The sequence below is a fragment of the Streptomyces sp. LX-29 genome (assembly GCF_029541745.1).
Classification (GTDB): domain Bacteria; phylum Actinomycetota; class Actinomycetes; order Streptomycetales; family Streptomycetaceae; genus Streptomyces.
This window is the reverse complement of record NZ_CP089746.1, coordinates 2,108,166-2,131,343: the sequence shown is the minus strand read 5'-3', so window position 1 is coordinate 2,131,343 and position 23,178 is coordinate 2,108,166. Positions and strand designations below refer to the sequence as shown.

The following is a 23,178-nucleotide window of genomic DNA, read 5'->3' as shown; positions in this document are numbered from 1 at the left end:
GGAGGTGGAGGTGCTGGAGGAGGCCGGGGTGCTGGAAGAGGTCGGGGTGCCCGAGGTCGCCGATCAGGAGCGGATGGCGCGGGCGGCGCTCACCCGCCTGGTCGAGCCCGGGGACGCCACGGTGGGGCGGTGGCTGCGAGAGCTCGGGCCCGTGGAGCTGTGGCGCGCGCTCACCGGGGAGGCGGCGCCCCCGGTCGGGGCGGGCCCGCGGCGACTGGCCGGCTGCGCGCTCCGCGCCGCGGACCTCGACCCGGCGGCCGACCTCGCCGCCATCGCCCGGCTGGGCGGCGCCTTCGTCTGCCCCGGCGACCTGGAGTGGCCCCGACAACTGGACGACCTCGGGGACGCCCGACCGGTCGGCCTGTGGGTCCGCGGCAGGGCGTCGCTGCGGCTGTGGGCGCTGCGGTCGGTCGCCGTGGTCGGCGCCCGGGCCTGCACCGACTACGGCGCGCGGGTCGCGACCACCCTCGGCGCGGGGCTCGCCGAGCGCGGCTTCGTGGTCACCTCCGGTGCGGCGCACGGCGTGGACGGGGCGGCGCATCGGGGGGCGCTGGCCGCCGGCGGGACGACCGTCGCCGTGCTCGCCTCCGGGGTGGACGTGCCCTACCCGCGCGGCCACGCCGAGTTGATCGCCCGCATCGCGGAACAGGGTCTGATCCTCGCCGAGTTGCCGCCGGGTGCCCACCCCACCCGCGGCCGGTTCGTGCTCCGCAACCGGGTCATCGCGGCCCTCACCCGTGGCACGGTCGTGGTCGAGGCCTGCTACCGCAGCGGGTCCCTGGTGACCGCGCGCCGCGCCCGGGACCTGGGCCGCGTCGTCATGGGGGTGCCGGGCCCGGTCACCAGCGCTCTCTCCGCGGGGGTGCACGAACTCCTGCGCGGAGAAGCCGTTCTGGTGACCGACGCTGCGGACGTGACCGAGCTGGTCGGGCGGGTGGGGGAGGAGCCGCCCCCCGAGCGGCGCGGACCCGTGGTGGCACGCGACGCGCTCGATCCCGTGACGGCGCGCGTCCTGGAAGCGTTGTCGGCACGGGGCGGCAACGAGGTGGACGAGGTGGCCCGGGGTTCCGGGACCGGTCGCGACGAGGCGCTCCGCCGGCTCCAGGAGCTGCTCGCGCTGGGATTCGTCAACCGACAGGGCGACCGATGGGAGTTGAACCACGCCGGCGGTCAGCGGGGCGGCCCACGGCGAGGCGGTCCCTGAATTTGGGGCAATCGGGTGAAAGGGTTGGGGCGATGACCGTATCCCCACACCACGCAATCGCGTCTCATCGCTTAACGCGACGCCTCCGTCACGCTACGCTCACAAGGCTTCTGGCGGGAACGCAGCACTCCAACCCCCACACCTTCATCTCCGCAGAACGGCACAAGGCGACGAATGCCCCAGCACATCTCCGGGTCTGACCGCACGGCAGCGCCGTCCGCTGCCCGCGGTGTCGTGCGCCCCGCCGCGCCCTCATCGCTGGACGAGCTGTGGCGGACGTACAAGGCCACCGGTGACGAGCGACTGCGGGAACAGCTGATCCTGCACTACTCGCCGCTGGTGAAGTACGTGGCGGGTCGGGTCAGCGTGGGGCTGCCGTCCAATGTCGAGCAGGCGGACTTCGTCTCCTCGGGCGTGTTCGGACTCATCGACGCCATCGAGAAGTTCGACCCCGGACGGGCCATCAAGTTCGAGACCTACGCCATCACCCGGATCCGCGGCGCCATGATCGACGAACTGCGCGCCCTGGACTGGATCCCGCGCTCGGTCCGCCAGAAGGCGCGCGAGGTCGAGCGCGCCTACGCCACGCTCGAGGCGGCGCTGCGCCGCACCCCCACCGAAGCCGAGGTCGCCGCCGAGATGCAGATCTCGCTGGACGAACTGCACGGACTCTTCAGCCAGTTGTCGCTCGCCAACGTGGTGGCGCTGGAGGAGATGCTGCACGTCGGCGGCGAAGGCGGCGACGGACTGAGCCTCATGGACACCCTGGAGGACACCGCCGCCGACAACCCGGTCGAGGTGGCCGAGGACCGCGAGCTGCGCCGGCTGCTGGCCCGCGCCATCAACACGCTCCCGGAGCGGGAGAAGACGGTGGTCACCCTGTACTACTACGAGGGGCTCACGCTGGCCGAGATCGGGCAGGTCCTGGGCGTGACCGAGAGCCGGGTCAGCCAGATCCACACCAAGTCCGTGCTGCAGTTGCGAGCCAAACTGCAGGACCTCGGACGCTGAATCGTCCCTCCAACATCGCCCCTCGGCCGGGTGCTCCGTAAAGTGGTCATGTGCCAAGGATTCGAGCGGCCTCAGTGGCTGAGCACCGGACGATGCAGCGCGGCGCCCTGCTGGACGCCGCCCGCTCCCTGCTGTCCGAGGGTGGAACGGAGGCGTTGACCTTCCCCGCTCTCGCCGAGCGCACGGGCCTCGCGCGGTCCTCGGTCTACGAGTACTTCCGCTCCCGAGCTGCCGTCGTCGAAGAGCTGTGTGCCGTCGACTTCCCCGTCTGGGCTGCCGAGGTCGAAGCCGCCATGGAGCGCGCCGACACGCCCGAGGACAAGATCGAGGCGTATGTGCGCCAGCAGCTGACCCTCGTCGGCGACCGGCGTCACCGGGCCGTGGTCGCGATCTCCGCGCTGGAACTGGACGCCGGCGCCCGGGAGAAGATCCGCGCGGCCCACGGCGGGCTCGTCGCCATGGTCGTGGAGGCCCTCGGCACCCTTGGCCACGAGCAGCCACGGCTGGCCGCGATGCTGCTCCAGGGCGTGGTCGACGCCGCCGTCCGCCGTATCGAGCTCGGCGCCGCCGAAGACCCGGCCACCATCACCGAGGCCGCCGTCGCCATGGCCCTCCGCGGCGTGGGGGGCTGACCCGGCTCTATCCGCCGGGGGCACCTCCAGCGGGCACCCCACAGGCCCATCGCCAGGGTCCCGCTTTGCCAGGATCCCGCTTTCGAGGGACCGGCCGAGCCCCATCGCCCAAGGCCTCGGCCCTGTCGGGGCCCGCGGTGCTGGAGTGGCCGTTGGTCGTTGCGGTCTTGTCACTGCGCTCGCACCTGGCGGTGGCCCTCCGCGACGTGGGGGCTGACCCGGCTCTGTCCGCCGGGGGCCGCCTTCAGCCGGCGTCTCACAGGCCCATCGTCAGGGTCCCGCTTTCGAGGGGACCGGCCTAGCCCCCTCGCCTGGGGCCTCGGCCCTGTGAGGGCCCGCGGTGTCGGAGTGGCCGCCGTGTGGGGGCCTGGTCGCTTCGTCTGGCGGGCGGTGCCCATTGCCCTGGTGGCGGGTGTCAGCGGTCTTCGAGCGGGCGTTGCCCGTTCCGGTCTGCCGTCGTGCCTGCCTCTGGCGGGTGTCTGTGTCGTGCGCCCCTGGCCCCGCCGCTTGTCTTGCGGCCGCGCTCATCGCCCTGCGTCGGCGGTCTGGCTTGCCGTCGCGCTCTTACGCCCGGCGGGCCCGGCCGCTTCCGGGTGTGGCTGACCCGGGCGGCGGCGGCCCCGCCGGCTCGGTGGCCGGACGCCCCCTGGTCGGCCGGCGGCCCGGTGGTCGGGCGGCGTGACGCCGTGCGGTCGCACACCGGCAACGGGTGTACGGGGCGATGTGGGCCGCGGCGCCGGTGGCCGCCGCGTTCACCGCCGACGGCCCGCGCGACGCCGTGGAAGCGCCGCCCGGCCGGCGGCTCGGTGGTCGGGTGTCGCCGCTGGTCGGCTGGATGCTCGGGGTGACGCTCACGCCGGTCGCGTATCCGTCTCGGACCTGTACCTGCTTGACCCGCGGGTATCCCCGACGGTGGTCGGAGGCGGGCTCGGCCGGGCGCCCGTCGCGGCTTCCGGGCGTTCCGGCGCGTCGGTGGGCGGTGCAGGCGGCGTCGGGCCCAGGCCGCGGCGCCGGCCAGCATCGCCGGCGGGGCCAGGTCCGCGCAGCCTGTCGGCTGGGCGCCCGCGGCGGTCCGGGTCCGGGGCATAAAGGCGCCTCCGGGGTGATCCGGGTCGAACGTCGTGGCGCCGGCCCACACCGCTCCTGCCGCCGAGCCCCCGCTCGGCACCAGCGGCGCGCCCTGCGGCACGTCGAAGATCGGCAACAGCCGGGAGGGGCCGCGCCGGAGAAGCCACGGGGGCAGCAGGGAGAGCGGGTCGAGATAGCGATCGGCGCGGCGCAGACCCCAGTGCAGACAGCCGACCGCGCAGTGGAACGGGCCGGGCTCCAGCACCCCCACCACCTGCCCCGCCTCCACCGCCTCGCCCTCCCGCACCCTCGCTCGCACGGGCTCGTAGGTGGTCCGCAGCGGTGGGGCGCCGGTGCCGTCGAGTTCGATGGAGACCACTCCGCGACCCGCCACCCGGCCGGCGAAGGACACCCGACCGGGGGCGGCCGCCAGCACCGGCTCACCCGGAGAGGCCGCCAGGTCCACGCCACGGTGCCCCGGGCCGTAGGGCGAGTCGGGCGGCTCCCAGCCCCGCAGGACCGGCGGACGGCCGCCGACCGGCCAGGAACGGCCCCCCTCGGCCCCGTCGCCGGCGGTCTCGGCAGCCTCGCCGGCCGCGGCGGCCTCGACACCCGCCGCGGCCCCGGCGGGTGTCGCGTACGCCGCGGACCGGGGCGCCAGCGCGAGCGGCACCACCAGCACCATGAGCACGCTCAGGCCCATCAGTGCCGCCCCGACGGCGCGCGCCGCCCTGTGCGCGAGCACCGGCATCGCGCGGCGCGTGTCGACCCCCGCCGCCCCCGCCGTCCCCCGCGCGGCGCGCCGCGCGGGCCACGGTGCGCCGGCCCGCGCCGGCCCGGCCCCAGACACTGCCGTCGCTACGGGCGCGCCGCCCCGCGCCGCCCCCACCCCGCGGAGAGCCGTCGGGCGCGGGGTCGGCAGAGCGTCACCCCGCGCCGGCCGGCGCGCCACGACGCCCGTCGGACCCCGCCCGCCCGGGCGCCGGACGCCTGGGCTCCGGCCACCGACCGGCTGCCCGCCCGCTAGCTGACCGCCCACCGGCTTACCGCCCACGCTCCGGCCACCCGCCGGCTGACCACCCACCGGCTGACCACCCACGGTCCGCCCGCCCACCGGCTGACCGCCCCCGCTCCGACGGCCCGGTCTCCGACCGCTCGGGGTACGACCGCTCGGGGTACGACCGACTGGGGCGAGACTGTCCGGGGCGCGACCGCCTCGGCCCCGACCGTCCGGGGCGCAATCACACGGAGCGCAATCGCCCGGGGCGCGACCGCCCCGCCCCCGACCGTCCGGAGCGCAATCGCACGGGGCGCGACCGCCCCCGCCCCGACCGCCCCCGCCCCGACCGCCCGGGGCGCGGCCGCGCGGGGCGTGGCCTCGGTGACCGTGGTCGGTGCGGAGCGCGTCGCTCACGCGGGTTCGCCGTGGTGTCCGTGCGCGCGGGGTATGGGTCATGTCCGCAGGGTGACCCAGTGGGGGCGGGGTGTGGGGAGGTCGGGTGAGATCTGGGGACTACTCGCTGGTTGTGGACATCGCCGTCACCCAGCACAGCGACGGTCCCGTACACTTCTTATGGCGATCCGGGTCACCGGGTCGACTTCGCACGCCCCGCTACCGGCGCAGAACCGGTGGTCGCGTTCCTCGGTCCTCGGCAGGCTCCGCTCGGAGCTCCGCGGCATGGCGCGTCGGGGCGTCAGGCGTGACGGCCGCCCGGCCGTCGCGGAACCGAGTACCTCAAAGGAGTACGGCCATGGCCGTCGTCACGATGCGGGAGCTGCTGGAGAGCGGCGTCCACTTCGGGCACCAGACCCGCCGTTGGAACCCGAAGATGAAGCGCTTCATCTTCACCGAGCGCAACGGCATCTACATCATCGACCTGCTCCAGTCGCTGTCGTACATCGACCGCGCCTACGAGTTCGTCAAGGAGACCGTCGCGCACGGCGGCTCCATCATGTTCGTCGGCACCAAGAAGCAGGCGCAGGAGGCCATCGCCGAGCAGGCGACCCGCGTCGGCATGCCGTACGTCAACCAGCGCTGGCTGGGCGGCATGCTCACCAACTTCTCGACCGTCTACAAGCGTCTGCAGCGCCTCAAGGAGCTTGAGCAGATCGACTTCGAGGACGTGGCCGCTTCCGGCCTCACCAAGAAGGAGCTGCTGGTTCTCTCCCGCGAGAAGGCCAAGCTGGAGAAGACCCTCGGTGGTATCCGCGAGATGCAGAAGGTGCCGAGCGCCGTCTGGATCGTGGACACCAAGAAGGAGCACATCGCCGTCGGTGAGGCGCGCAAGCTGCGCATCCCGGTCGTCGCGATCCTGGACACCAACTGCGACCCGGACGAGGTCGACTACAAGATCCCGGGCAACGACGACGCGATCCGCTCCGTCACCCTGCTCACCCGCGTCATCGCCGACGCCGTCGCCGAGGGCCTGATGGCCCGCTCCGGTGTCGCCGAGGGCGGCAAGGGCGACAAGGCCGCGGGCGAGCCGCTGGCCGAGTGGGAGCGCGAGCTGCTCGAGGGCGACAAGAAGGCCGACGAGCCGGCTGCCGCCGAGGCCGAGAAGGCCGCCGAGGCCGAGAAGCCCGCTGAGGCCGAGAAGGCCGCCGAGGCCCCGGCCGCCGACGCCGAGCAGGCCTGAACCTCAATACCTCGCGGTTGCTGACGGCGGGGGCGACACGCCCCCGCCGTCCACCCGTAGAGCATTGACCTCTCAGACTTTCGAGACTTTCGAGAAGAGATTCACAGACCATGGCGAACTTCACCGCCGCTGACGTCAAGAAGCTCCGCGAGCTCACCGGCGCCGGCATGATGGACTGCAAGAAGGCGCTGGACGAGGCCGAGGGCAACGTCGAGAAGGCCGTCGAGATCCTGCGCGTCAAGGGCCAGAAGGGCGTGGCCAAGCGTGAGGGCCGCAGCGCCGAGAACGGTGCCGTCGTCTCCCTCATCGCCGACGACCACACCTCCGGTGTGCTGCTCGAGCTGAAGTGCGAGACCGACTTCGTCGCCAAGGGCGAGAAGTTCGTGGCCGTCGCCGACGCGCTCGCCGCCCACGTCGCCAAGGGCTCCCCGGCCGACCTGGAGGCCCTGCTCTCCTCCGAGATCGAGGCCGGCAAGACCGTCCAGGCGTTCGTGGACGAGGCCAACGCCACCCTCGGCGAGAAGATCGTCCTGGACCGCTTCGCGCAGTACGCGGACGGCTTCGTCTACGCCTACATGCACCGCACCAGCCCGGACCTGCCGCCGCAGGTCGGTGTCCTGGTCGAGCTGGACAAGGCCGACGCCGACACCGCCAAGGACGTCGCGCAGCACATCGCCGCCTTCGCGCCGAAGTTCCTCACCAAGGACGAGATCCCGGCCGAGACGGTCGAGAACGAGCGTCGCGTCGCCGAGGCCACCGCGCGTGAGGAGGGCAAGCCTGAGGCCGCCCTGCCGAAGATCGTCGAGGGTCGCGTCAACGGCTTCTTCAAGGAGAGCGTGCTGCTGAGCCAGCCGTTCGCCAAGGACAACAAGAAGTCCGTCGAGAAGGTGCTGGCCGAGGCCGGCGTTTCGCTGAAGCGCTTCGCGCGCATCCGCGTCGGCGCCTGAGCCCACCAGGGCAGCGACGCCTGAGCCCACGCGGGCAGCGATCGGTGTGCGGCCCCTATAGGGTCGTACGCAGCCGGCCGTCTTCCGGCCGGCCGCAGATGTGACGAGGAGGCCATTGCCGCAGAGGTCGAACAAAGACCCATCCGGCAATGGCCTTCTTGGTATGTGCACGAGGAGATCTCCAATGAATCAGGGTGCGGACGCCACACTGGCCGCCGACGACAAGCGCACCGACGGTCGGACCAAGCGCCGCCGGTTCCTGCTGAAACTGTCCGGAGAAGCGTTCTCCGGCGGCGGCGGGCTCGGCGTCGACCCCGACGTCGTGCACGCCATCGCCCGTGAGGTGGGCGCCGTGGTGCGGGATGGCGCCGAGATCGCCATCGTCATCGGTGGCGGCAACTTCTTCCGCGGCGCCGAGCTGCAGCAGCGCGGCATGGACCGGGCCCGCTCGGACTACATGGGCATGCTCGGCACGGTCATGAACTGCCTGGCGCTCCAGGACTTCCTGGAGAAGGAGGGCATCGACTCCCGCGTCCAGACCGCTATCACCATGGGGCAGGTCGCGGAGCCGTACATCCCGCTGCGTGCCGTGCGCCACCTGGAGAAGGGACGCGTCGTGATCTTCGGCGCGGGCATGGGCATGCCGTACTTCTCCACGGACACCACCGCCGCCCAGCGCGCCCTGGAGATCGACGCCGAGGCGCTGCTCATGGGCAAGAACGGCGTGGACGGGGTCTACGACTCCGACCCGAAGGCCAACCCGGACGCGGTGAAGTTCGACGCGCTGGAGTACGGCGAGGTGATCGCGCGGGACCTCAAGGTCGCCGACGCCACCGCCATCACCCTGTGCCGGGACAACAACCTGCCGATCCTGGTCTTCGAGCTGCTGGCCGAGGGCAATATCGCCCGCGCGGTCAAGGGTGAGAAGATCGGCACGCTCGTGAGCGACCAGGGCACTCGGTCCTAGTCGGGCCGACACCGCTCGTACACAGCCCGTTACGGGGATGGACAACGGCCTGCCGGTCGGACACCGTGCAGGAGAAGACGCACGCAGGGGCGAGGCTCTGCTTACCCATAACACCAGGAGCAAGTGGTGATCGAAGAGATCCTCCTCGAGGCCGAGGAGAAGATGGAGAAGGCCGTTGTGGTCGCCAAGGAGGACTTCGCCGCGATCCGCACCGGGCGTGCGCACCCGGCGATGTTCAACAAGATCGTGGCGGACTACTACGGTGCGATGACGCCGATCAACCAGCTGGCGTCCTTCTCGGTGCCGGAGCCGCGGATGGCCGTGGTGACCCCGTTCGACAAGAGCGCGCTGCGCAACATCGAGCAGGCGATCCGTGACTCGGACCTGGGCGTCAACCCGAGCAACGACGGCAGCATCATCCGAGTGGTGTTCCCGGAGCTCACCGAGCAGCGGCGCAAGGAGTTCATCAAGGTCGCCAAGGGCAAGGGCGAGGACGCGAAGATCTCGATCCGCAGCGTCCGACGCAAGGCCAAGGAGTCCATCGACAAGCTCGTCAAGGACGGCGAGGTCGGCGAGGACGACGGCCGCCGCGCCGAGAAGGAGCTCGACGACACCACCGCGAAGTACGTCGCACAGGTGGACGAGCTGCTGAAGCACAAGGAAGCCGAGCTTCTCGAAGTCTGATGAGTGACTCTTCCTGGGGAGCCCCGCCGCGCGCCGGATACTGGGGCCCGACCGACCAGGGTCCCGCCGTCTCGGCGGGTCCCGCGCATCAGGTGGGCGAGGCGGCGCAGACTCGGCCCATGCCCACCGTGCCCCACGCAGGCGGAAACCAGGACGACCGTGACCTGGGGGCCGCTCGGCTGAGCGGCCCCCTGTTCCGTGAGGAGCCGGACTCGGCGAACCGGTCGCACCAGTCGCCGCAGCCGCCCGGCTCGCCCGGATCCCCCTCGGATCCGGCCGCGCGGCCGTCGGAGCCCGCACCGCAGCCCGCGCCCGCGAAGAAGAGCGCGGGCCGCGACCTGCGGGCGGCGATAGGGGTCGGCGTCGGGCTGGGCGCGGTCATCGTCGCCTCGCTCTTCGTCTACAAGCCCGCGTTCATCGGCGTGATAGCGCTCGCCGTGGTCGTCGGGCTCTGGGAGCTCACCTCCCGGCTGTCCGAGCGCAAGGAGATCCGGGCCCCGCTGATCCCGCTCGCCGTCGGCGGCGTCGCCATGGTCGTCGCCGGCTATGTGCGCGGAGCCGAGGGGGCGTGGGTGGCGGTCGCGCTCACCGCGCTCGCGGTGCTCGTGTGGCGGATGACCGAGCCTCCTGAGAACTACCTCCGGGACGTCACCGCCGGCGTGTTCGCGGCCTTCTACGTGCCCTTCCTGGCCACGTTCGTGGCGCTGATGCTGGCGGCCGACGACGGTCCGCAGCGGGTGCTGACCTTCCTGCTGCTCACCGTGGTCAGCGACACCGGCGCGTACGCCGTGGGCTGGCGCTTCGGCAAGCGCAGGCTCGCGCCCCGGATCAGCCCCGGCAAGTCCTGGGAGGGGCTGCTGGGCGCGGTGGCGTTCGCGATGGTGGCCGGCGCGCTGTGCATGCAGTACGTGGTCGAGGACGGCGTCTGGTGGCAGGGCCTGCTGCTGGGGCTGTCGGTGGCGGTCAGCGCCACCCTCGGCGACCTGGGCGAGTCCATGATCAAGCGGGACCTCGGCATCAAGGACATGGGCAACCTGCTGCCCGGCCACGGCGGCATCATGGACCGGCTGGACTCGCTGCTGCCGACGGCGCCGGTGGTGTGGCTGCTGCTGGTGATCTTCGTCGGGGCGGGCTGAACCGCGCCCGGTACCCTGGAAGGGCCCGTCGCTTCTGCGGCGGGCCCTTTTCCGGCCCCGCGGCCACGGGAACGCCCCCGTGAGATCGCCGGGCGTCGGCGTCATCCAGCCGCCTGCCCCGCGACAGCGGGGATCGCCCGGCCAGTCGTACTGAGGAGTTTCCGCCCATGGCACCGCCCGCACCCGGTGAGCTCACCTTCGTCGCCCCGCGCGGAGCCAAGAAGCCCCCGCGGCACCTCGCCGACCTCTCGCCCGCCGAGCGCCGTGAGGCCGTCGCCGCCATCGGCGAGAAGCCGTTCCGCGCGAAGCAGCTCTCGCAGCACTACTTCGCGCGGTACGCCCACGACCCGGCGGAGTGGACCGACATCCCGGCCGCCTCGCGCGAGAAGCTCGCCGGCGAGCTGCTGCCCGACCTGATGAGCGTGGTCCGCCACATCTCCTGCGACAACGACACCACCCGCAAGACGCTCTGGCGGCTCTTCGACGGCACCCTGGTGGAGTCCGTCCTGATGCGCTACCCGGACCGGGTCACCATGTGCATCAGCTCGCAGGCGGGCTGCGGCATGAACTGCCCGTTCTGCGCCACCGGCCAGGCCGGCCTGGACCGCAACCTGTCCACCGCCGAGATCGTGCACCAGATCGTCGACGGCATGCGGGCGCTGCGGGACGGCGAGATCCCCGGCGGCCCCGCGCGGCTCAGCAACATCGTCTTCATGGGCATGGGCGAGCCGCTGGCCAACTACAACCGGGTCGTGGGGGCCATCCGCCGGCTCACCGACCCCGAGCCGGACGGCCTGGGCCTGTCCCAGCGCGGCATCACGGTCTCCACCGTGGGCCTGGTCCCGGCGATGCTGCGGTTCGCCGACGAGGGCTTCAAGTGCCGGCTCGCGGTCTCGCTGCACGCCCCCGACGACGAGCTGCGCGACACCCTGGTGCCGGTGAACACCCGCTGGAAGGTCCGCGAGGTGCTCGACGCGGCCTGGGAGTACGCCGAGAAGTCCGGCCGTCGGGTCTCCATCGAGTACGCCCTGATCCGCGACATCAACGACCAGGCGTGGCGGGGTGACCTGCTGGGCCGGCTGCTCAAGGGCAAGCGGGTGCACGTCAACCTGATCCCGCTCAACCCGACCCCCGGCTCCCAGTGGACCGCCTCCCGGCCCGAGGACGAGCGCGCGTTCGTGGCGGCGCTGGAGTCCCACGGCGTGCCGGTGACCGTGCGCGACACCCGTGGCCAGGAGATCGACGGCGCCTGCGGGCAGCTGGCGGCCTCCGAGCGCTGACCCGCGCGGGCAGGGGGCGCCGGGCCCGCCCGCGGCCGAGGACGCCCCGGGGGGGCAGGCCGTCGCCGGGCCCGTCGCCGCGCGCGAGCCGCAGGGGCGGCCCGGTGCCGGGCCCGCCCGTACGGCCGCCTACGGGGCGGGCTTCACCGCCGGCCGTTCCCGCCCGCACCGGCTGATACGGTGCATTCGCACAAATGAACATTCCGACAGGGGAGCGCACACAGCGCTGAGAGTGCGGCACGGCCGCAGACCCTCGGACCTGATCCGGGTCATACCGGCGTAGGGAGTCAGCTCGACCATGAACACCATCCTTCGGCGTGCCATCGGCACCGCCCTTCTCGGCGCGCTCGGCGCCACCGCCCTGACCGGCTGCGGCTCGGACGACGACTCCGACGCGAAGGGTGGCGCCGGCTCCAAGACCGTCGTCCTGGTGAGCCACGAGTCCTTCCAGATCTCCCCCGAGGCGCAGAAGCGTTTCGAGGAGGAGAGCGGCTACCGGCTCAAGGTGCTCAAGAGCGGGGACGCGGGCGTCGCCGTCAACCAGGCGGTGCTCTCCAAGGGCAAGCCGCAGGGCGACGTCTTCTTCGGCGTCGACAACACGCTGCTGTCCCGCGCGCTCGACAACGACCTGTTCGCCCCGTACGAGGCCAAGGGCCTGGACCGGATCCCCGACGCCGTGCAGCTGGACAAGGGCGAGCACCGGGTCACCCCGATCGACACCGGCGACGTCTGCGTCAACTACGACAAGAAGTACTTCGCCGACAAGAAGCTCACCCCGCCGAAGTCCTTCGACGACCTGGTCAAGCCGGAGTACAAGGACCTCCTGGTGGTGGAGAACCCCGCCACCTCCTCGCCCGGCCTCGCCTTCCTGCTCGGCACCGCCGCCCGCTACGGCGACGACGGCTGGGAGGACTACTGGAAGAAGCTGAGCGACAACGGCGTCGAGGTGACCGACGGCTGGCAGCAGGCGTACAACGCGCGCTTCTCCGGCTCCTCGGGCGGCAAGAAGGCCGGCGGCGACCGGCCACTGGTGGTCTCCTACGCCTCCAGCCCGCCGGCCGAGGTGTACTTCGCCAAGCCGCAGCCCACGAAGGCGCCGACCGGCGTCGCCACCGGCACCTGCTTCCGCCAGACCGAGTTCGCCGGCCTGCTCGCCGGCGCGAAGAACGAGGCGGGCGGCAAGGCGCTGCTGGACTTCATGGTCGGCAAGCGGTTCCAGGAGGACATGCCGCTGACCATGTTCGTGGACCCGGTCGTCGAGGGCGCCAAGCTCCCGAAGATCTACTCCGACTTCGGAGTCACGGTCGACAAGCCGCAGACCATGGAACCCGGCAAGATCGCCGAGAACCGTGAGCGGTGGATCAAGTCATGGTCTTCCCTCGTTCTGTAGGGAACGACCCCGCCAAGGCCGCTCCGGTCCGGCCCGGCACGCCCGCCGGGCCGGAACGGCCCGACGGGACTGCGGCCGGCCGTGAGGCCGGCACACGGCTGCGCGCGCCCCGAACCGCCGCCCCGCGCGAGCGCGATCCGCGCGGCGCGGCGGTGCGCTGCGGCCTGATGGCCGTGCCGATCGCCTTCCTCGCGGTCTTCTTCGGCTATCCGGTCTCCGCCATCGTCGCCCGCGGCCTGAAGGAGGACGGCCGGTGGCGGCTGGGCAGGGTCGGCGAGGCGCTCGCCGACCCGCACATCCTCGACGTGCTGTGGTTCACCGCCTGGCAGGCGGCCGCCTCCACCGGGCTCACCCTCCTCATCGCGCTGCCCGGCGCCTACGTCTTCGCCCGGCTGGACTTCCCCGGCAAGCAACTGCTGCGCGCCGTCGTCACCGTGCCCTTCGTGCTGCCCACCGTCGTCGTCGGCAGCGCCTTCCTGGCCCTGCTGGGCCACGGCGGGCTGCTCGACGAGATGTGGGGCGTACGGCTCGACACCACCGTGTGGGCGATCCTGCTCGCGCACGTCTTCTTCAACTACGCCGTCGTCGTACGGACCGTCGGCGGACTGTGGGCCCAGCTCGACCCGCGCCAGGAGGAGGCCGCGCGGGTGCTCGGCGCGAGCCGGCTCGGGGCGTGGCGGCGGGTGACCCTGCCGGCGCTCGGCCCCGCGGTGGCCGCCGCCGCCCTCATGGTCTTCCTCTTCACCTTCACCTCCTTCGGCGTCATCCAGATCCTCGGCGGACCGCACTACGCCACCCTGGAGGTGGAGATCTACCGGCAGACCGCGCATCTGCTCGACCTGCCGGCCGCCGCCGTGCTCACCCTGGTGCAGTTCGCGGCCGTCGCCGCGCTGCTGGGAGTGCACGCCTGGACCGTGCGCCGCCGAGAGAGCGCCCTCAGGCTCGTCGACCCGGCGCTGACCGCCCGCCGCCCGCGCGGGGCGGGCCAGTGGGCGCTGCTGGGCGGCGTGCTGCTCACGGTCGTGCTCCTGGTGCTGCTGCCGCTCGGGGTGCTGGTCGAGCGCTCCCTCGACACCCCCGACGGCTACGGCTTCGGCTACTACCGCGCCCTGGGCTCCGCCGCCGACAGTGGCGGGATGTTCCTGGAGCCCCCGGTGGAGGCCATCGGCACCTCCCTCACGTACGCGGCCGTCGCCACCCTCATCGCGCTGCTGGTCGGCGGGCTCGCGGCCGCCGCCCTCACCCGCCGCGCGGGACGGCTGGTGCGCGGCTTCGACGCCCTGCTGATGCTCCCGCTGGGCACCTCCGCGGTCACCGTCGGCTTCGGCTTCCTCATCGCGCTGGACGAGCCGCCGCTGGACCTGCGCGCCTCCTGGATCCTGGTGCCGCTGGCCCAGGCCCTCGTCGGCGTGCCCTTCGTCGTACGGACCATGCTGCCGGTGCTCCGCGCGGTCGACGCACGGCTCCGCGAGGCCGCCGCCGTGCTCGGCGCCTCCCCGCTGCGCGCCTGGCGCGAAGTGGACCTGCCGCTGGTCGGCCGGGCGCTGGGCATCGCGGCGGGCTTCGCCTTCGCCGTCTCGCTCGGCGAGTTCGGGGCCACGGTGTTCATCGCCCGCGCCGACAACCCGACGCTGCCGGTGGCCGTCGCCCGCTTCCTGGGCCGGCCCGGCGAGCTCAACTACGGGCAGGCGATGGCGCTGAGCACCCTGCTGATGCTGGTGTGCGCGGTGGCGCTGCTGGCACTGGAACGCATCCGCACCGACCGTTCGGGAGAGTTCTGATGGCCTCGCTGCGACTTGACGGGGTGACGGTGCGCTTCGGCGACCGCGCGGTGCTGGACGCGGTGGACCTGGAGGTCGCCGAACAGGAGACCGTGTGCGTGCTGGGCCCCAGCGGCAGCGGCAAGTCCACCCTGCTGCGCGTGGTGGCCGGCTTGCAGCGCGCCGACGCCGGTCGGGTCTGGCTCGCCGGGCGGGACCAGAGCGGCGTGGCCACCCACCGGCGCGGGGTGGGCCTGATGTTCCAGGACCATCAGCTCTTCCCGCAGCGCGACGTGGGCGGCAACGTCGCCTTCGGGCTGCGCATGCGGCGTGTCGCGCGCGCCGAGCGGGAACGCACGGTCGCCGAACTGCTGGACCTGGTCGGCCTGCCGGGCGCCCAACGGCGGGCCGTGGCCGCGCTCTCCGGCGGCGAACAACAGCGGGTGGCGCTCGCGCGGGCGCTGGCCCCGCGGCCGCGGCTGCTCATGCTGGACGAGCCGCTCGGCCAACTCGACCGCTCCCTGCGCGAGCGGCTCGTCGTCGAACTCCGCCAGCTCTTCGACCGGCTCGGCACCACGGTGCTGGCGGTCACCCACGACCAGGGCGAGGCGTTCGCGCTCGCCGACCGGGTGGTGGTGATGGAGAGCGGTCGGATCGCCCAGACCGGCACCCCGCTGGAGGTGTGGCAGCGGCCCGCCTCCGAGTTCGTCGCGCGCTTCCTCGGCTTCGACAACGTGGTCGAGGCCACCGTCCGCGAGGCCGTCGCCGACACCCCCTGGGGGCCGATCCCCGTGCCCGCCGGGTCGCCGGCCGGCCCGTGCCGGCTCCTGGTGCGCCCCGCCGGGGTACGGCTGACCGCCGCCGACGACGGGCTGCCGTGCGCGGTGGCGGGCCGCACCTTCCGGGGCGACCACGTCGCCCTGCTGCTGGAACCCGAGGCCGGGCCCCGGCTGGAGGCGTCCTGTGCGCTGCGGGACGCCCCGGAGGCCGGCGCGCGGGTGCGGGTCGCCTTCGAGGCGGAGGACGTCGTGGTGTTGAGGTAGCCGGGCGGCTTTTCGTTCAGCGGGTGAGCGGCAGGGTCATGAGCTCGGCGATCCCCCAGGTCAAGGCCGCCAGGAGGGTGAGGAGCGCGGCGCCGCGGAGGGTCGCGGCGGTGCGCAGGACGCGGCGGGAGGTGCCCAGCTGCCGGAGCGCCGCGGTGGTGGGTTCGCGTACGGCCTTCACGTGGAGCGTCGCGGTGAGCGCGGCGGCGGTGGTGCACATCATGACGAGGGCCGCGCCCAGGCCGGTGAGCGGGCCTGCGGAGCGCAGGGCCGGGCCGTAGAGCTCGACCACGGTGTAGGCACCGGCGGCGACGGCGCACAGCACGCCCAGCGGGCGGCCGATGAGCCCGGCCTCCTCCTGGAGGGCGCGGCCGGCGAGCAGCCGCAGGGCGCCGGGCCGGCAGACGGCCAGCAGGCGGCCGCAGGCGATGGTCAGACCCGGGCCGGCCAGGATCAGCCCCAGCACGGTCAGCGCCCAGCCGCCGACGATGCCCGGCGGGCTCCCGGCGACCGGGCCCGGGAAGGGCAGCAGGTCGCTGGTGGCGTCGGGGCTCTCGTGCGCCGTGTACGCCTCAAGCGCCAGGCCCGCCGCGATCAGCGTGGTGCCCCAGGGCAGTCCGGCCAGCGTGGCCGCGGACGGCGGCTCGGGGGCCGGCGGCAGCAGGGCGGCGAGGTCGAGCGGCGCCGGGGCCGGCCGGGGTGCCTCGGGCGCCGCCCCGTCCCGCGGCGCGCCCTGCCGCGACGTCCCCTCGTGCGGCTCGTCGTGCGCGGCCGCCTCCCGACCCGTCGCGTCGCCCGGGGGCGGAGCGGCCGCCGTCGCCCGCGGCCCGCCGACTGCCTCGCTCAGCGGCTGGGGCTCCGTCACCTCCCCTCCCGTCAGGGCGGGCTGGGGGAGCGGAGCCGGCCGGCCGGCCGACAGGACCCGCGCGAACGCCGCTTCGCGGCGTCGGCCGACGGGGCCGCGCGGGGACTTCGACGTCGGGGGCCGCAGGCACACCGCCGTCGCCCCGGCCGCCGTCAACGGGGCCACGGCCACCATGATGAGCACCGCGCCCAACGGGAGCGGGCCGCCGTCGCCGAACTCCGCGACCAGCCGGGCCGACGGCCGCCAGCCGCCGAAGTGCCCCCGCACGGCCAGGAACGCCAGCAGCGCCAGCGCGCTGCCCAGGGCGCAGAAGAGCGCGGTGGAGGCCGCCGCGAGCAGCGTGTGGCGGGCCGGTCCGAAACCGGCGGCGGTCAGCCCTCGGTGCGTGCGGGCGCCGAAGGCGGTGCGCGCCACGGCGACGGCCAGCTGCACCGTCGCGGACAGGGGGATGAGACACCACAGCAGCCGCAGCAGCGCGTGGCCGGCCTCCGCGGGGTGCGCGGCCGCGTACGCCAGCGTGCACAGCAGCAGGAAGCCCGTGCCCGCCGATGCGGCGGTGACCAGCAGCCGGCGGAGCAGGACGAGCGGGTGGGTGCCGCGGGCTAGGCGGAGACTGAGCACGCGCCTCGGCCCTCCGCGTCGGGGGCCGGGATCGCCCCGACCCGGCGGCCGTCCACCAGGGTGACCGCGCTGTCGGCGAACTCGGCGGCCTCCTCGTCGTGGGTCGCGAGCAGCACGGTGATGCCGTGCGAGCGGGCCGCGGCGGTGAGCGTCCGCAGCACCTGTCCCCGGTCCGCGCGGTGCAGCGGGGCGGTGGGCTCGTCGGCGAACAGCACCGCGGGGGCACCGGCCAGCGCGCGGGCGATGGCGACACGCTGCCGCTGCGACTGGAGCAGCGCGGCCGGCCGGGCGCGCCACAGGTCGCCGATGTCGAGCCGGTCCAGCCACTCCCGCGCGGTGTGCTTCGCGACGCGGCGGCCCGCGCGGCGCAGCATCAGCGGCAGCGCGACGTTCTCCCAGACCGTCAGTTCGGGCACCAGGGCCGGCTCGCTGCCGATCCAGGCGAAGCGCTCGCGCCGCAGCCGCTCCCGGCGCGCCGTGGAGAGGGTGTGCACGGGGCGGCTGTTGAACCACACCTCGCCGTGGTCGGGGGCGAGCTGGCCGGACAGGCACTTGAGGAGGGTGGTCTTCCCGGCTCCGCGCGGGCCGTGCACCGTGAGGATCTCGCCCTCGCGCGCGCCGAGGGAGACACCGACGAGGGCGGGTGAGCCGCGGTACGCGTACGTGAGGGTGCGTGCCCAGAGCACGTCGTTGTCCGGCGGGGCCACCATGCAGAGCACCTCGGTTCGACTGATGTGTGTCCGTTCCCCCGGTTGGGGGAACGACGACAAGGGCCGATGAGTCACTGGCACGGTAAGGAATCCGACCCCGTGCCGGCGCCCAGGCTCGGCGCGTGCGGCCCCGGGGTTCCTCCGATCAGCCGTCGGCGGGCCCCGCCCGGGCCCGACGGCGGACGCGCGGTTAGGGGGCGAGCACCATGGGTGCTCGCCCCCTACCGCGCTCCCCGTACCTCACCGCGGTGCCCGGTGCCGTGTCCGTGGGACCGGCACCGCGGCGCGTCGACGGGACCGTCCGTCAGAGCTTCGTCCACGCCTCCGTCAGCACGCTGCGCAGCACCTGCTCGATCTCGTCGAACTGCTGCTGGTCGGCGATCAGCGGCGGGGCGAGCTGGACCACCGGGTCGCCGCGGTCGTCGGCGCGGCAGTACAGGCCGTTCTCGAAGAGGGCCTTGGAGAGGAAGCCGTACAGGACGCGCTCGGTCTCCTCCGCGTCGAAGGACTCCTTGGTGGCCTTGTCCTTCACCAGCTCGATGCCGTAGAAGTAGCCGTTTCCGCGGACGTCGCCGACGATCGGCAGGTCGTGGAGGCGCTGGAGGGTGGAGAGGAAGGCGCTCTCGTTGTCCAGCACGTGCTGGTTGAGACCCTCGCGCTCGAAGATGTCGAGGTTGGCCAGGCCCACCGCGGCGGAGACCGGGTGGCCGCCGAAGGTGTAGCCGTGCAGGAAGGTGTTGTCGCCGGCGTAGAACGGCTCCGCGATCCGGTCGGAGACGATGCAGGCGCCGATGGGGGAGTAGCCCGAGGTCATGCCCTTGGCGCAGGTGATCATGTCCGGGACGTAGTCGAACTTGTCACAGGCGAAGATCGTGCCCAGCCGGCCGAAGGCGCAGATGACCTCGTCGGAGACGAGCAGCACGTCGTACTTGTCGCAGATCTCGCGGACCCGCTGGAAGTAGCCGGGCGGCGGCGGGAAGCAGCCGCCGGCGTTCTGCACCGGCTCCAGGAAGACGGCCGCGACGGTGTCCGGACCCTCGAAGAGGATCTGCTGCTCGATCTGGTCGGCGGCCCAGCGGCCGAAGGCCTCGGGGTCGTCTCCGAAGATCGGCGCGCGGTAGATGTTGGTGTTGGGGACCTTGTGCGCGCCGGGGACCAGCGGCTCGAAGGGGGCCTTCAGCCCGGGCAGGCCGGTGATGGAGAGCGCGCCCTGGGGCGTGCCGTGGTAGGCGACCGCGCGGGAGATGACCTTGTACTTGGTCGGCTTGCCGACCAGCTTGAAGTACTGCTTGGCCAGCTTCCAGGCGGTCTCCACGGCCTCGCCGCCGCCGGTGGTGAAGAAGACCTTGTTGAGGTCGCCGGGGGCGTGGCCGGCCAGCCGCTCGGCGAGCTCCACCGCCTTGGGGTGGGCATAGCTCCACACCGGGAAGAAGGCGAGGTCCTGGGCCTGCTTGTAGGCGGTCTCGGCGAGCTCGACCCGCCCGTGACCGGCGTTGACCACGAACAGCCCGGCGAGGCCGTCGATGTACCGCTTGCCCTTGTCGTCGTAGATGTAGCAGCCCTCGCCGCGCACGATGGTGGGCACGGGGGCGTTCTCGTACGACGACATGCGGGTGAAGTGCATCCACAGGTGGTCGTAGGCCGTCTTGGACAGGTCGGCGCTCATGGCTATCGCGTTCCCCAGGTGTAGGTCTGCTTCCGGAGCTTGAGGTAGACGAAGCTCTCGGTGGAGCGCACGCCGGGCAGCGTGCGGATCCGCTTGTTGATGGTCGCGAGGAGGTGGTCGTCGTCCTCGCAGACGATCTCGATGAGGAGATCGAAGGAGCCCGCAGTCACCACCACGTACTCGACCTCCTCCATGGCGGTCAGCGCGTCCGCCACCGGATCGAGGTCGCCCTCGACGTTGATGCCGACCATCGCCTGCCGCCGGAACCCCACGGTGAGCGGGTCGGTGACCGCGACGATCTGCATCGCGCCCTGGTCGAGCAGCTTCTGCACGCGCTGCCGTACAGCCGCCTCGGACAGGCCCACGGCCTTGCCGATGGCGGCGTAGGACCGTCGGCCGTCCTCCTGGAGCTGCTCGATGATCGCCAGGGAGACGGAGTCGATCGACGGCGTGCCGTTCTTGTCAGGTGTGGCCACGTCCTCACTGTGCACGAGAAGTCAGCAGTCTCGCAACCCCTGGACCTATGAAATTCGTTGTCTTGTGGACCAGATTTCACGGATTCCGTAGTTGTGGCCTGGCGGGTATGTTGAATGCGTCGCCTGGCCGACTAGTGTGGGTGTCTCACCCATCGGACATCTGACTTGGAGGGGTGGCAGTGACCACCGAGCTGCGTCGTCTGCGCAACTACATCGACGGAGAATTCCGGGACGCCGCGGACGGGCGGACCACGGAGGTGGTCAACCCGGCCACGGGCGAGGCGTACGCCACCGCACCGCTGTCCGGCGCGGCCGACGTCAACGCCGCCATGGCCGCCGCCGCGGCCGCCTTCCCCGCCTGGCGCGACCTGGTTCCGGGCGAGCGCCAGAAGGTGCTGCTCAAGATCGCCGACGCCTTCGAGGCGCGCGCCGAGGAGCTCATCGCGGCCGAGTCCGAGAACACCGGCAAGCCGTTGGGCCTCACGCGGAGCGAGGAGCTCCCGCCCATGGTCGACCAGATCCGGTTCTTCGCGGGCGCGGCCCGGATGCTGGAGGGCCGCTCGGCCGGCGAGTACATGAACGGGATGACCTCCATCATCCGTCGTGAGCCGGTCGGCGTCTGTGCGCAGGTCGCCCCCTGGAACTACCCGATGATGATGGCCGTGTGGAAGTTCGCCCCGGCGCTCGCCGCGGGCAACACCGTCGTCATCAAGCCGTCCGACACCACCCCGGCCTCCACCGTGCTGATCGCCGAGATCATCGGCGGGGTGCTCGCGGACCTCGGCCACCCGCAGGGCGTCTTCAACGTCATCTGCGGCGACCGCGAGACCGGCCGGCTCATGGTCGAGCACTCGGTGCCCGCCATGGCCTCCATCACCGGTTCGGTGCGGGCCGGCATGCAGGTCGCCGAGAGCGCGGCCAAGGACGTCAAGCGGGTCCACCTCGAGCTCGGCGGCAAGGCCCCGGTCGTGGTCTTCGAGGACGCCGACATCGCCAAGGCGGTCGAGGACATCTCCGTGGCCGGCTTCTTCAACGCCGGCCAGGACTGCACGGCGGCCACCCGCGTGCTGGTCCACGAGTCCATCCACGACGAGTTCGTGGCGGCGCTGGGCAAGGCCGCGGCCGAGACCAGGACCGGCGCGCCGGACGACGAGGACGTGCTCTACGGCCCGCTGAACAACGCCAACCAGCTGGCCCAGGTCAGCGGCTTCATCGACCGGCTGCCGGCGCACGCCAAGGTCGAGGCGGGCGGCCACCGCGTCGGCGACAAGGGCTACTTCTACGCCCCCACCGTCGTCTCGGGCCTCAAGCAGGACGACGAGATCATCCAGCAGGAGGTCTTCGGCCCGGTCATCACCGTCCAGTCCTTCAGCGACGAGGACCAGGCCGTCTCCTACGCCAACGGCGTCGAGTTCGCGCTGGCCTCCTCGGTGTGGACCAAGGACCACGCCCGCGCGATGCGCATGTCCAAGGCGCTCGACTTCGGCTGCGTGTGGATCAACACCCACATCCCGCTGGTCGCCGAGATGCCGCACGGCGGCTTCAAGAAGTCCGGCTACGGCAAGGACCTGTCGGCGTACGGCTTCGAGGACTACACGCGCATCAAGCACGTGATGACCTCGCTCGACGGCTGACGAGACGACACGCCGACCGACGGCCGGTCCCGACCGGCCGTCGCCTGACGGTGTGTAGCGGGCGGAGGGGGCCGGGCCGACGATCCGTCGGTTGCCTCCTCCGCCCCTCGCGTATCAAGGTGTTCCGCATGCCAGCGCTTACCCGCCCCACGCCCTCCCGCCGTGGGCTCTTCGGCCGTGGGGCCCCCGACCTCGCGGCCCTGGGCCTCCAGGCCCCCGGCCGTGGGCTCTCCCGCCGCGGGTTCCTCCGCTCCTCCGGCGCGGCGGGGCTCACCGCCGCCCTCGCCGCCGCGACCGCCGGGTGCGGGGTGCCCGCCGCCTACGTGGAGCCGGGCGACCGCGCCGCCCGCGACCGGTCCGCCCAGGAGAAGCGGCTGACCTTCGCCAACTGGCCCCTCTACATCGACGTCGACGACGCCGACGAGCGCAAGCGGCCCACGCTGGACGCCTTCGAGGAGCGCACCGGGATATCCGTCGACTACGTCGAGGAGATCAACGACAACGACGAGTTCTTCGGGAAGATCAGCCCGGCGCTGATGAACCACCAGGACACCGGCCGGGACATCGTCGTCATCAGCGACTGGATGTGCGCCCGGTACGTCCGCCTCGGCTGGGTCCAGGAGATGGACCGGCCCCATCAGCCCCACGTCGAGAAGTACCTGGACCCGCTGCTGCGCAAGCCGGCCTTCGACCCCGGCCGCCGGCAGAGCGCGCCCTGGCAGTCCGGGATCACCGGCATCGCCTACGACCGCAAGCGGCTCGGGCGGGAGATCCGGAGCACCGCCGACCTGTGGCACTCCGACCTCCGTGGCCGGGTCACCCTGCTGTCCGGCCTCGATGAGGCGTTCACCCTGCTCATGCAGGGCAACGGGGTGGACGTCACGCGCTGGACGGCCGACGACTTCCACCGGATGACCGACCAGCTGCGCCGCCTGGTGGACCGAGGCCACATCCGCCGGTTCACCGGCAACGACTATCTGAAGGACCTGTCCAGCGGCGACGTGCTCGCCTGCCAGGCGTACTCCGGCGACATCATCCAGCTCCAGGCCGACAACCCGAACATCGAGTTCGTGGTGCCCGAGGAGGGCGCCGAACTGTGGGCGGAGAGCATGATGATCCCCAACCGGGCGCGCCACAAGCGCAACGCCGAGCGGCTCATCGACTACTACTACGAACCGGAGGTCGCCGCCGAGCTCGCCGCCTGGGTCAACTACGTCTGCCCGGTGCCGGCCGCGCGCGACATCCTGGCCTCCGCCAAGGACGCGGAGACCGCCGAGCTCGCCGAGAACCCGCTGATCTTCCCCGACGACGCGATGCGCGGGCGGCTGGCGGTGGCCCGCGACATCACGTCGGCGGAGCGCAGGGACTTCGCGCGGGAGTGGAACTCGATCGTGGGGCTGTAGCCCTACGCGGCGGCCACACGGCCGAGGTCCCGGACCCCTGCCCCG

At 72.7% G+C, this 23,178-nt stretch carries 18 protein-coding genes, 1 pseudogene and 1 riboswitch; of the genes and pseudogenes, 14 read left to right on the top strand and 5 right to left on the bottom strand.

What is annotated here, in order from left to right:
- The first annotated feature begins 73 nt into the window (after positions 1 to 73).
- The 3 genes from dprA to LRS74_RS08975 all read left to right on the top strand — a co-directional run bounded on the left by dprA (position 74) and on the right by LRS74_RS08975 (position 2,847).
- Positions 74 to 1,204 carry a DNA-processing protein DprA gene (gene dprA / locus LRS74_RS08985; RefSeq protein ID WP_277744666.1) on the top strand — a complete coding sequence of 377 codons (1,131 nt, stop codon included), beginning with the start codon at positions 74 to 76 and terminating at the stop codon, positions 1,202 to 1,204.
- A gap of 174 nt (positions 1,205 to 1,378) precedes the next feature.
- Positions 1,379 to 2,215: an RNA polymerase sigma factor WhiG gene (gene whiG / locus LRS74_RS08980; protein ID WP_144381731.1), complete on the top strand. Its 837-nt coding sequence runs from the start codon at positions 1,379 to 1,381 to the stop codon at positions 2,213 to 2,215.
- 74 nt (positions 2,216 to 2,289) lie between these two features.
- Positions 2,290 to 2,847, top strand: a complete 558-nt coding sequence (locus LRS74_RS08975; RefSeq protein ID WP_277740516.1) for a TetR/AcrR family transcriptional regulator — start codon at positions 2,290 to 2,292, stop codon at positions 2,845 to 2,847.
- Between the two features lie 1,180 nt (positions 2,848 to 4,027).
- On the opposite strand, the pseudogene LRS74_RS08970 reads toward LRS74_RS08975, so the two are convergent.
- Positions 4,028 to 4,618, bottom strand: a pseudogene (locus LRS74_RS08970) (M23 family metallopeptidase); the annotation flags it as partial.
- A 1,048-nt stretch (positions 4,619 to 5,666) separates the two neighbouring features.
- Between LRS74_RS08970 and rpsB the strand changes: the two are divergent.
- The 9 genes from rpsB (at position 5,667) to LRS74_RS08925 (ending at position 15,758) form a co-directional block, all read left to right on the top strand.
- Positions 5,667 to 6,551 carry a 30S ribosomal protein S2 gene (rpsB, locus tag LRS74_RS08965; RefSeq protein WP_277740515.1) on the top strand — a complete coding sequence of 295 codons (885 nt, stop codon included), beginning with the start codon at positions 5,667 to 5,669 and terminating at the stop codon, positions 6,549 to 6,551.
- A 110-nt stretch (positions 6,552 to 6,661) separates the two neighbouring features.
- Complete coding sequence (tsf, locus tag LRS74_RS08960; protein WP_277740514.1) at positions 6,662 to 7,498, top strand: translation elongation factor Ts; 837 nt, start codon at positions 6,662 to 6,664, stop codon at positions 7,496 to 7,498.
- Between the two features lie 184 nt (positions 7,499 to 7,682).
- A complete protein-coding gene (gene pyrH / locus LRS74_RS08955; protein WP_277740513.1) occupies positions 7,683 to 8,465 on the top strand; it encodes a UMP kinase in 783 nt (260 codons plus the stop codon).
- A gap of 126 nt (positions 8,466 to 8,591) precedes the next feature.
- Positions 8,592 to 9,149: a ribosome recycling factor gene (frr, locus tag LRS74_RS08950; RefSeq protein ID WP_277740512.1), complete on the top strand. Its 558-nt coding sequence runs from the start codon at positions 8,592 to 8,594 to the stop codon at positions 9,147 to 9,149.
- Entirely contained in the window at positions 9,149 to 10,285 is a 1,137-nt protein-coding gene (locus LRS74_RS08945; RefSeq protein ID WP_277740511.1) for a phosphatidate cytidylyltransferase, read from the top strand. Before frr ends, LRS74_RS08945 begins: the two co-directional genes overlap by 1 nt.
- A 167-nt stretch (positions 10,286 to 10,452) precedes the next feature.
- Positions 10,453 to 11,565, top strand: a complete 1,113-nt coding sequence (rlmN, locus tag LRS74_RS08940) for a 23S rRNA (adenine(2503)-C(2))-methyltransferase RlmN (protein ID WP_277740510.1) — start codon at positions 10,453 to 10,455, stop codon at positions 11,563 to 11,565.
- A 198-nt stretch (positions 11,566 to 11,763) separates the two neighbouring features.
- Positions 11,764 to 11,868, top strand: a riboswitch (TPP riboswitch).
- Positions 11,864 to 12,955 carry a thiamine ABC transporter substrate-binding protein gene (locus LRS74_RS08935; protein WP_277740509.1) on the top strand — a complete coding sequence of 364 codons (1,092 nt, stop codon included), beginning with the start codon at positions 11,864 to 11,866 and terminating at the stop codon, positions 12,953 to 12,955. It overlaps the preceding riboswitch by 5 nt.
- 167 nt (positions 12,956 to 13,122) lie before the next feature.
- On the top strand, positions 13,123 to 14,736 hold the full coding sequence (locus LRS74_RS08930) for an iron ABC transporter permease (RefSeq protein ID WP_277744665.1): 1,614 nt from the start codon (positions 13,123 to 13,125) through the stop codon (positions 14,734 to 14,736).
- The gene (locus tag LRS74_RS08925) at positions 14,736 to 15,758 is read left to right on the top strand and encodes an ABC transporter ATP-binding protein (RefSeq protein WP_277740508.1); all 1,023 of its coding nucleotides are present in this window, start codon (positions 14,736 to 14,738) and stop codon (positions 15,756 to 15,758) included. Before LRS74_RS08930 ends, LRS74_RS08925 begins: the two co-directional genes overlap by 1 nt.
- Before the next feature lie 16 nt (positions 15,759 to 15,774).
- Here the strand turns inward: LRS74_RS08925 and LRS74_RS08920 are convergent, their stop codons facing one another.
- From LRS74_RS08920 to LRS74_RS08905, 4 genes are all read right to left on the bottom strand, one after another.
- On the bottom strand, positions 15,775 to 17,244 hold the full coding sequence (locus tag LRS74_RS08920) for a hypothetical protein (RefSeq protein ID WP_277740507.1): 1,470 nt from the start codon (positions 17,242 to 17,244) through the stop codon (positions 15,775 to 15,777).
- Entirely contained in the window at positions 17,226 to 17,954 is a 729-nt protein-coding gene (locus LRS74_RS08915; RefSeq protein ID WP_277740506.1) for an ATP-binding cassette domain-containing protein, read from the bottom strand. The genes LRS74_RS08920 and LRS74_RS08915 overlap by 19 nt, the downstream gene beginning before the upstream one ends.
- Before the next feature lie 304 nt (positions 17,955 to 18,258).
- The gene (locus LRS74_RS08910; protein ID WP_277740505.1) at positions 18,259 to 19,620 is read right to left on the bottom strand and encodes an aspartate aminotransferase family protein; all 1,362 of its coding nucleotides are present in this window, start codon (positions 19,618 to 19,620) and stop codon (positions 18,259 to 18,261) included.
- 2 nt (positions 19,621 to 19,622) lie between these two features.
- The gene (locus LRS74_RS08905; protein WP_277740504.1) at positions 19,623 to 20,096 is read right to left on the bottom strand and encodes an Lrp/AsnC family transcriptional regulator; all 474 of its coding nucleotides are present in this window, start codon (positions 20,094 to 20,096) and stop codon (positions 19,623 to 19,625) included.
- 179 nt (positions 20,097 to 20,275) lie between these two features.
- Here LRS74_RS08905 and LRS74_RS08900 point away from each other — a divergent pair, with 179 nt between their 5' ends.
- Positions 20,276 to 21,730, top strand: coding sequence for a gamma-aminobutyraldehyde dehydrogenase (locus LRS74_RS08900; protein WP_277744664.1), 1,455 nt, complete (start codon positions 20,276 to 20,278; stop codon positions 21,728 to 21,730).
- Between the two features lie 128 nt (positions 21,731 to 21,858).
- Entirely contained in the window at positions 21,859 to 23,133 is a 1,275-nt protein-coding gene (locus tag LRS74_RS08895) for a spermidine/putrescine ABC transporter substrate-binding protein (protein ID WP_277740503.1), read from the top strand.
- The last annotated feature ends 45 nt before the right edge of the window (positions 23,134 to 23,178 follow it).

Bases quoted from the DNA above. Each gene is read 5' to 3' on its own strand.
- whiG (WP_144381731.1), top strand. From the start codon at position 1,379: ATGCCCCAGCACATCTCCGGGTCTGACCGCACGGCAGCGCCGTCCGCT.
- LRS74_RS08925 (WP_277740508.1), top strand. From the start codon at position 14,736: ATGGCCTCGCTGCGACTTGACGGGGTGACGGTGCGCTTCGGCGACCGC.
- LRS74_RS08915 (WP_277740506.1), bottom strand. From the start codon at position 17,954: ATGGTGGCCCCGCCGGACAACGACGTGCTCTGGGCACGCACCCTCACG.
- LRS74_RS08910 (WP_277740505.1), bottom strand. From the start codon at position 19,620: ATGAGCGCCGACCTGTCCAAGACGGCCTACGACCACCTGTGGATGCAC.
- tsf (WP_277740514.1), top strand. From the start codon at position 6,662: ATGGCGAACTTCACCGCCGCTGACGTCAAGAAGCTCCGCGAGCTCACC.
- rpsB (WP_277740515.1), top strand. From the start codon at position 5,667: ATGGCCGTCGTCACGATGCGGGAGCTGCTGGAGAGCGGCGTCCACTTC.
- LRS74_RS08895 (WP_277740503.1), top strand. From the start codon at position 21,859: ATGCCAGCGCTTACCCGCCCCACGCCCTCCCGCCGTGGGCTCTTCGGC.
- LRS74_RS08935 (WP_277740509.1), top strand. From the start codon at position 11,864: ATGAACACCATCCTTCGGCGTGCCATCGGCACCGCCCTTCTCGGCGCG.
- dprA (WP_277744666.1), top strand. From the start codon at position 74: ATGGCGCGGGCGGCGCTCACCCGCCTGGTCGAGCCCGGGGACGCCACG.
- LRS74_RS08930 (WP_277744665.1), top strand. From the start codon at position 13,123: ATGGCCGTGCCGATCGCCTTCCTCGCGGTCTTCTTCGGCTATCCGGTC.
- LRS74_RS08945 (WP_277740511.1), top strand. From the start codon at position 9,149: ATGAGTGACTCTTCCTGGGGAGCCCCGCCGCGCGCCGGATACTGGGGC.
- pyrH (WP_277740513.1), top strand. From the start codon at position 7,683: ATGAATCAGGGTGCGGACGCCACACTGGCCGCCGACGACAAGCGCACC.
- rlmN (WP_277740510.1), top strand. From the start codon at position 10,453: ATGGCACCGCCCGCACCCGGTGAGCTCACCTTCGTCGCCCCGCGCGGA.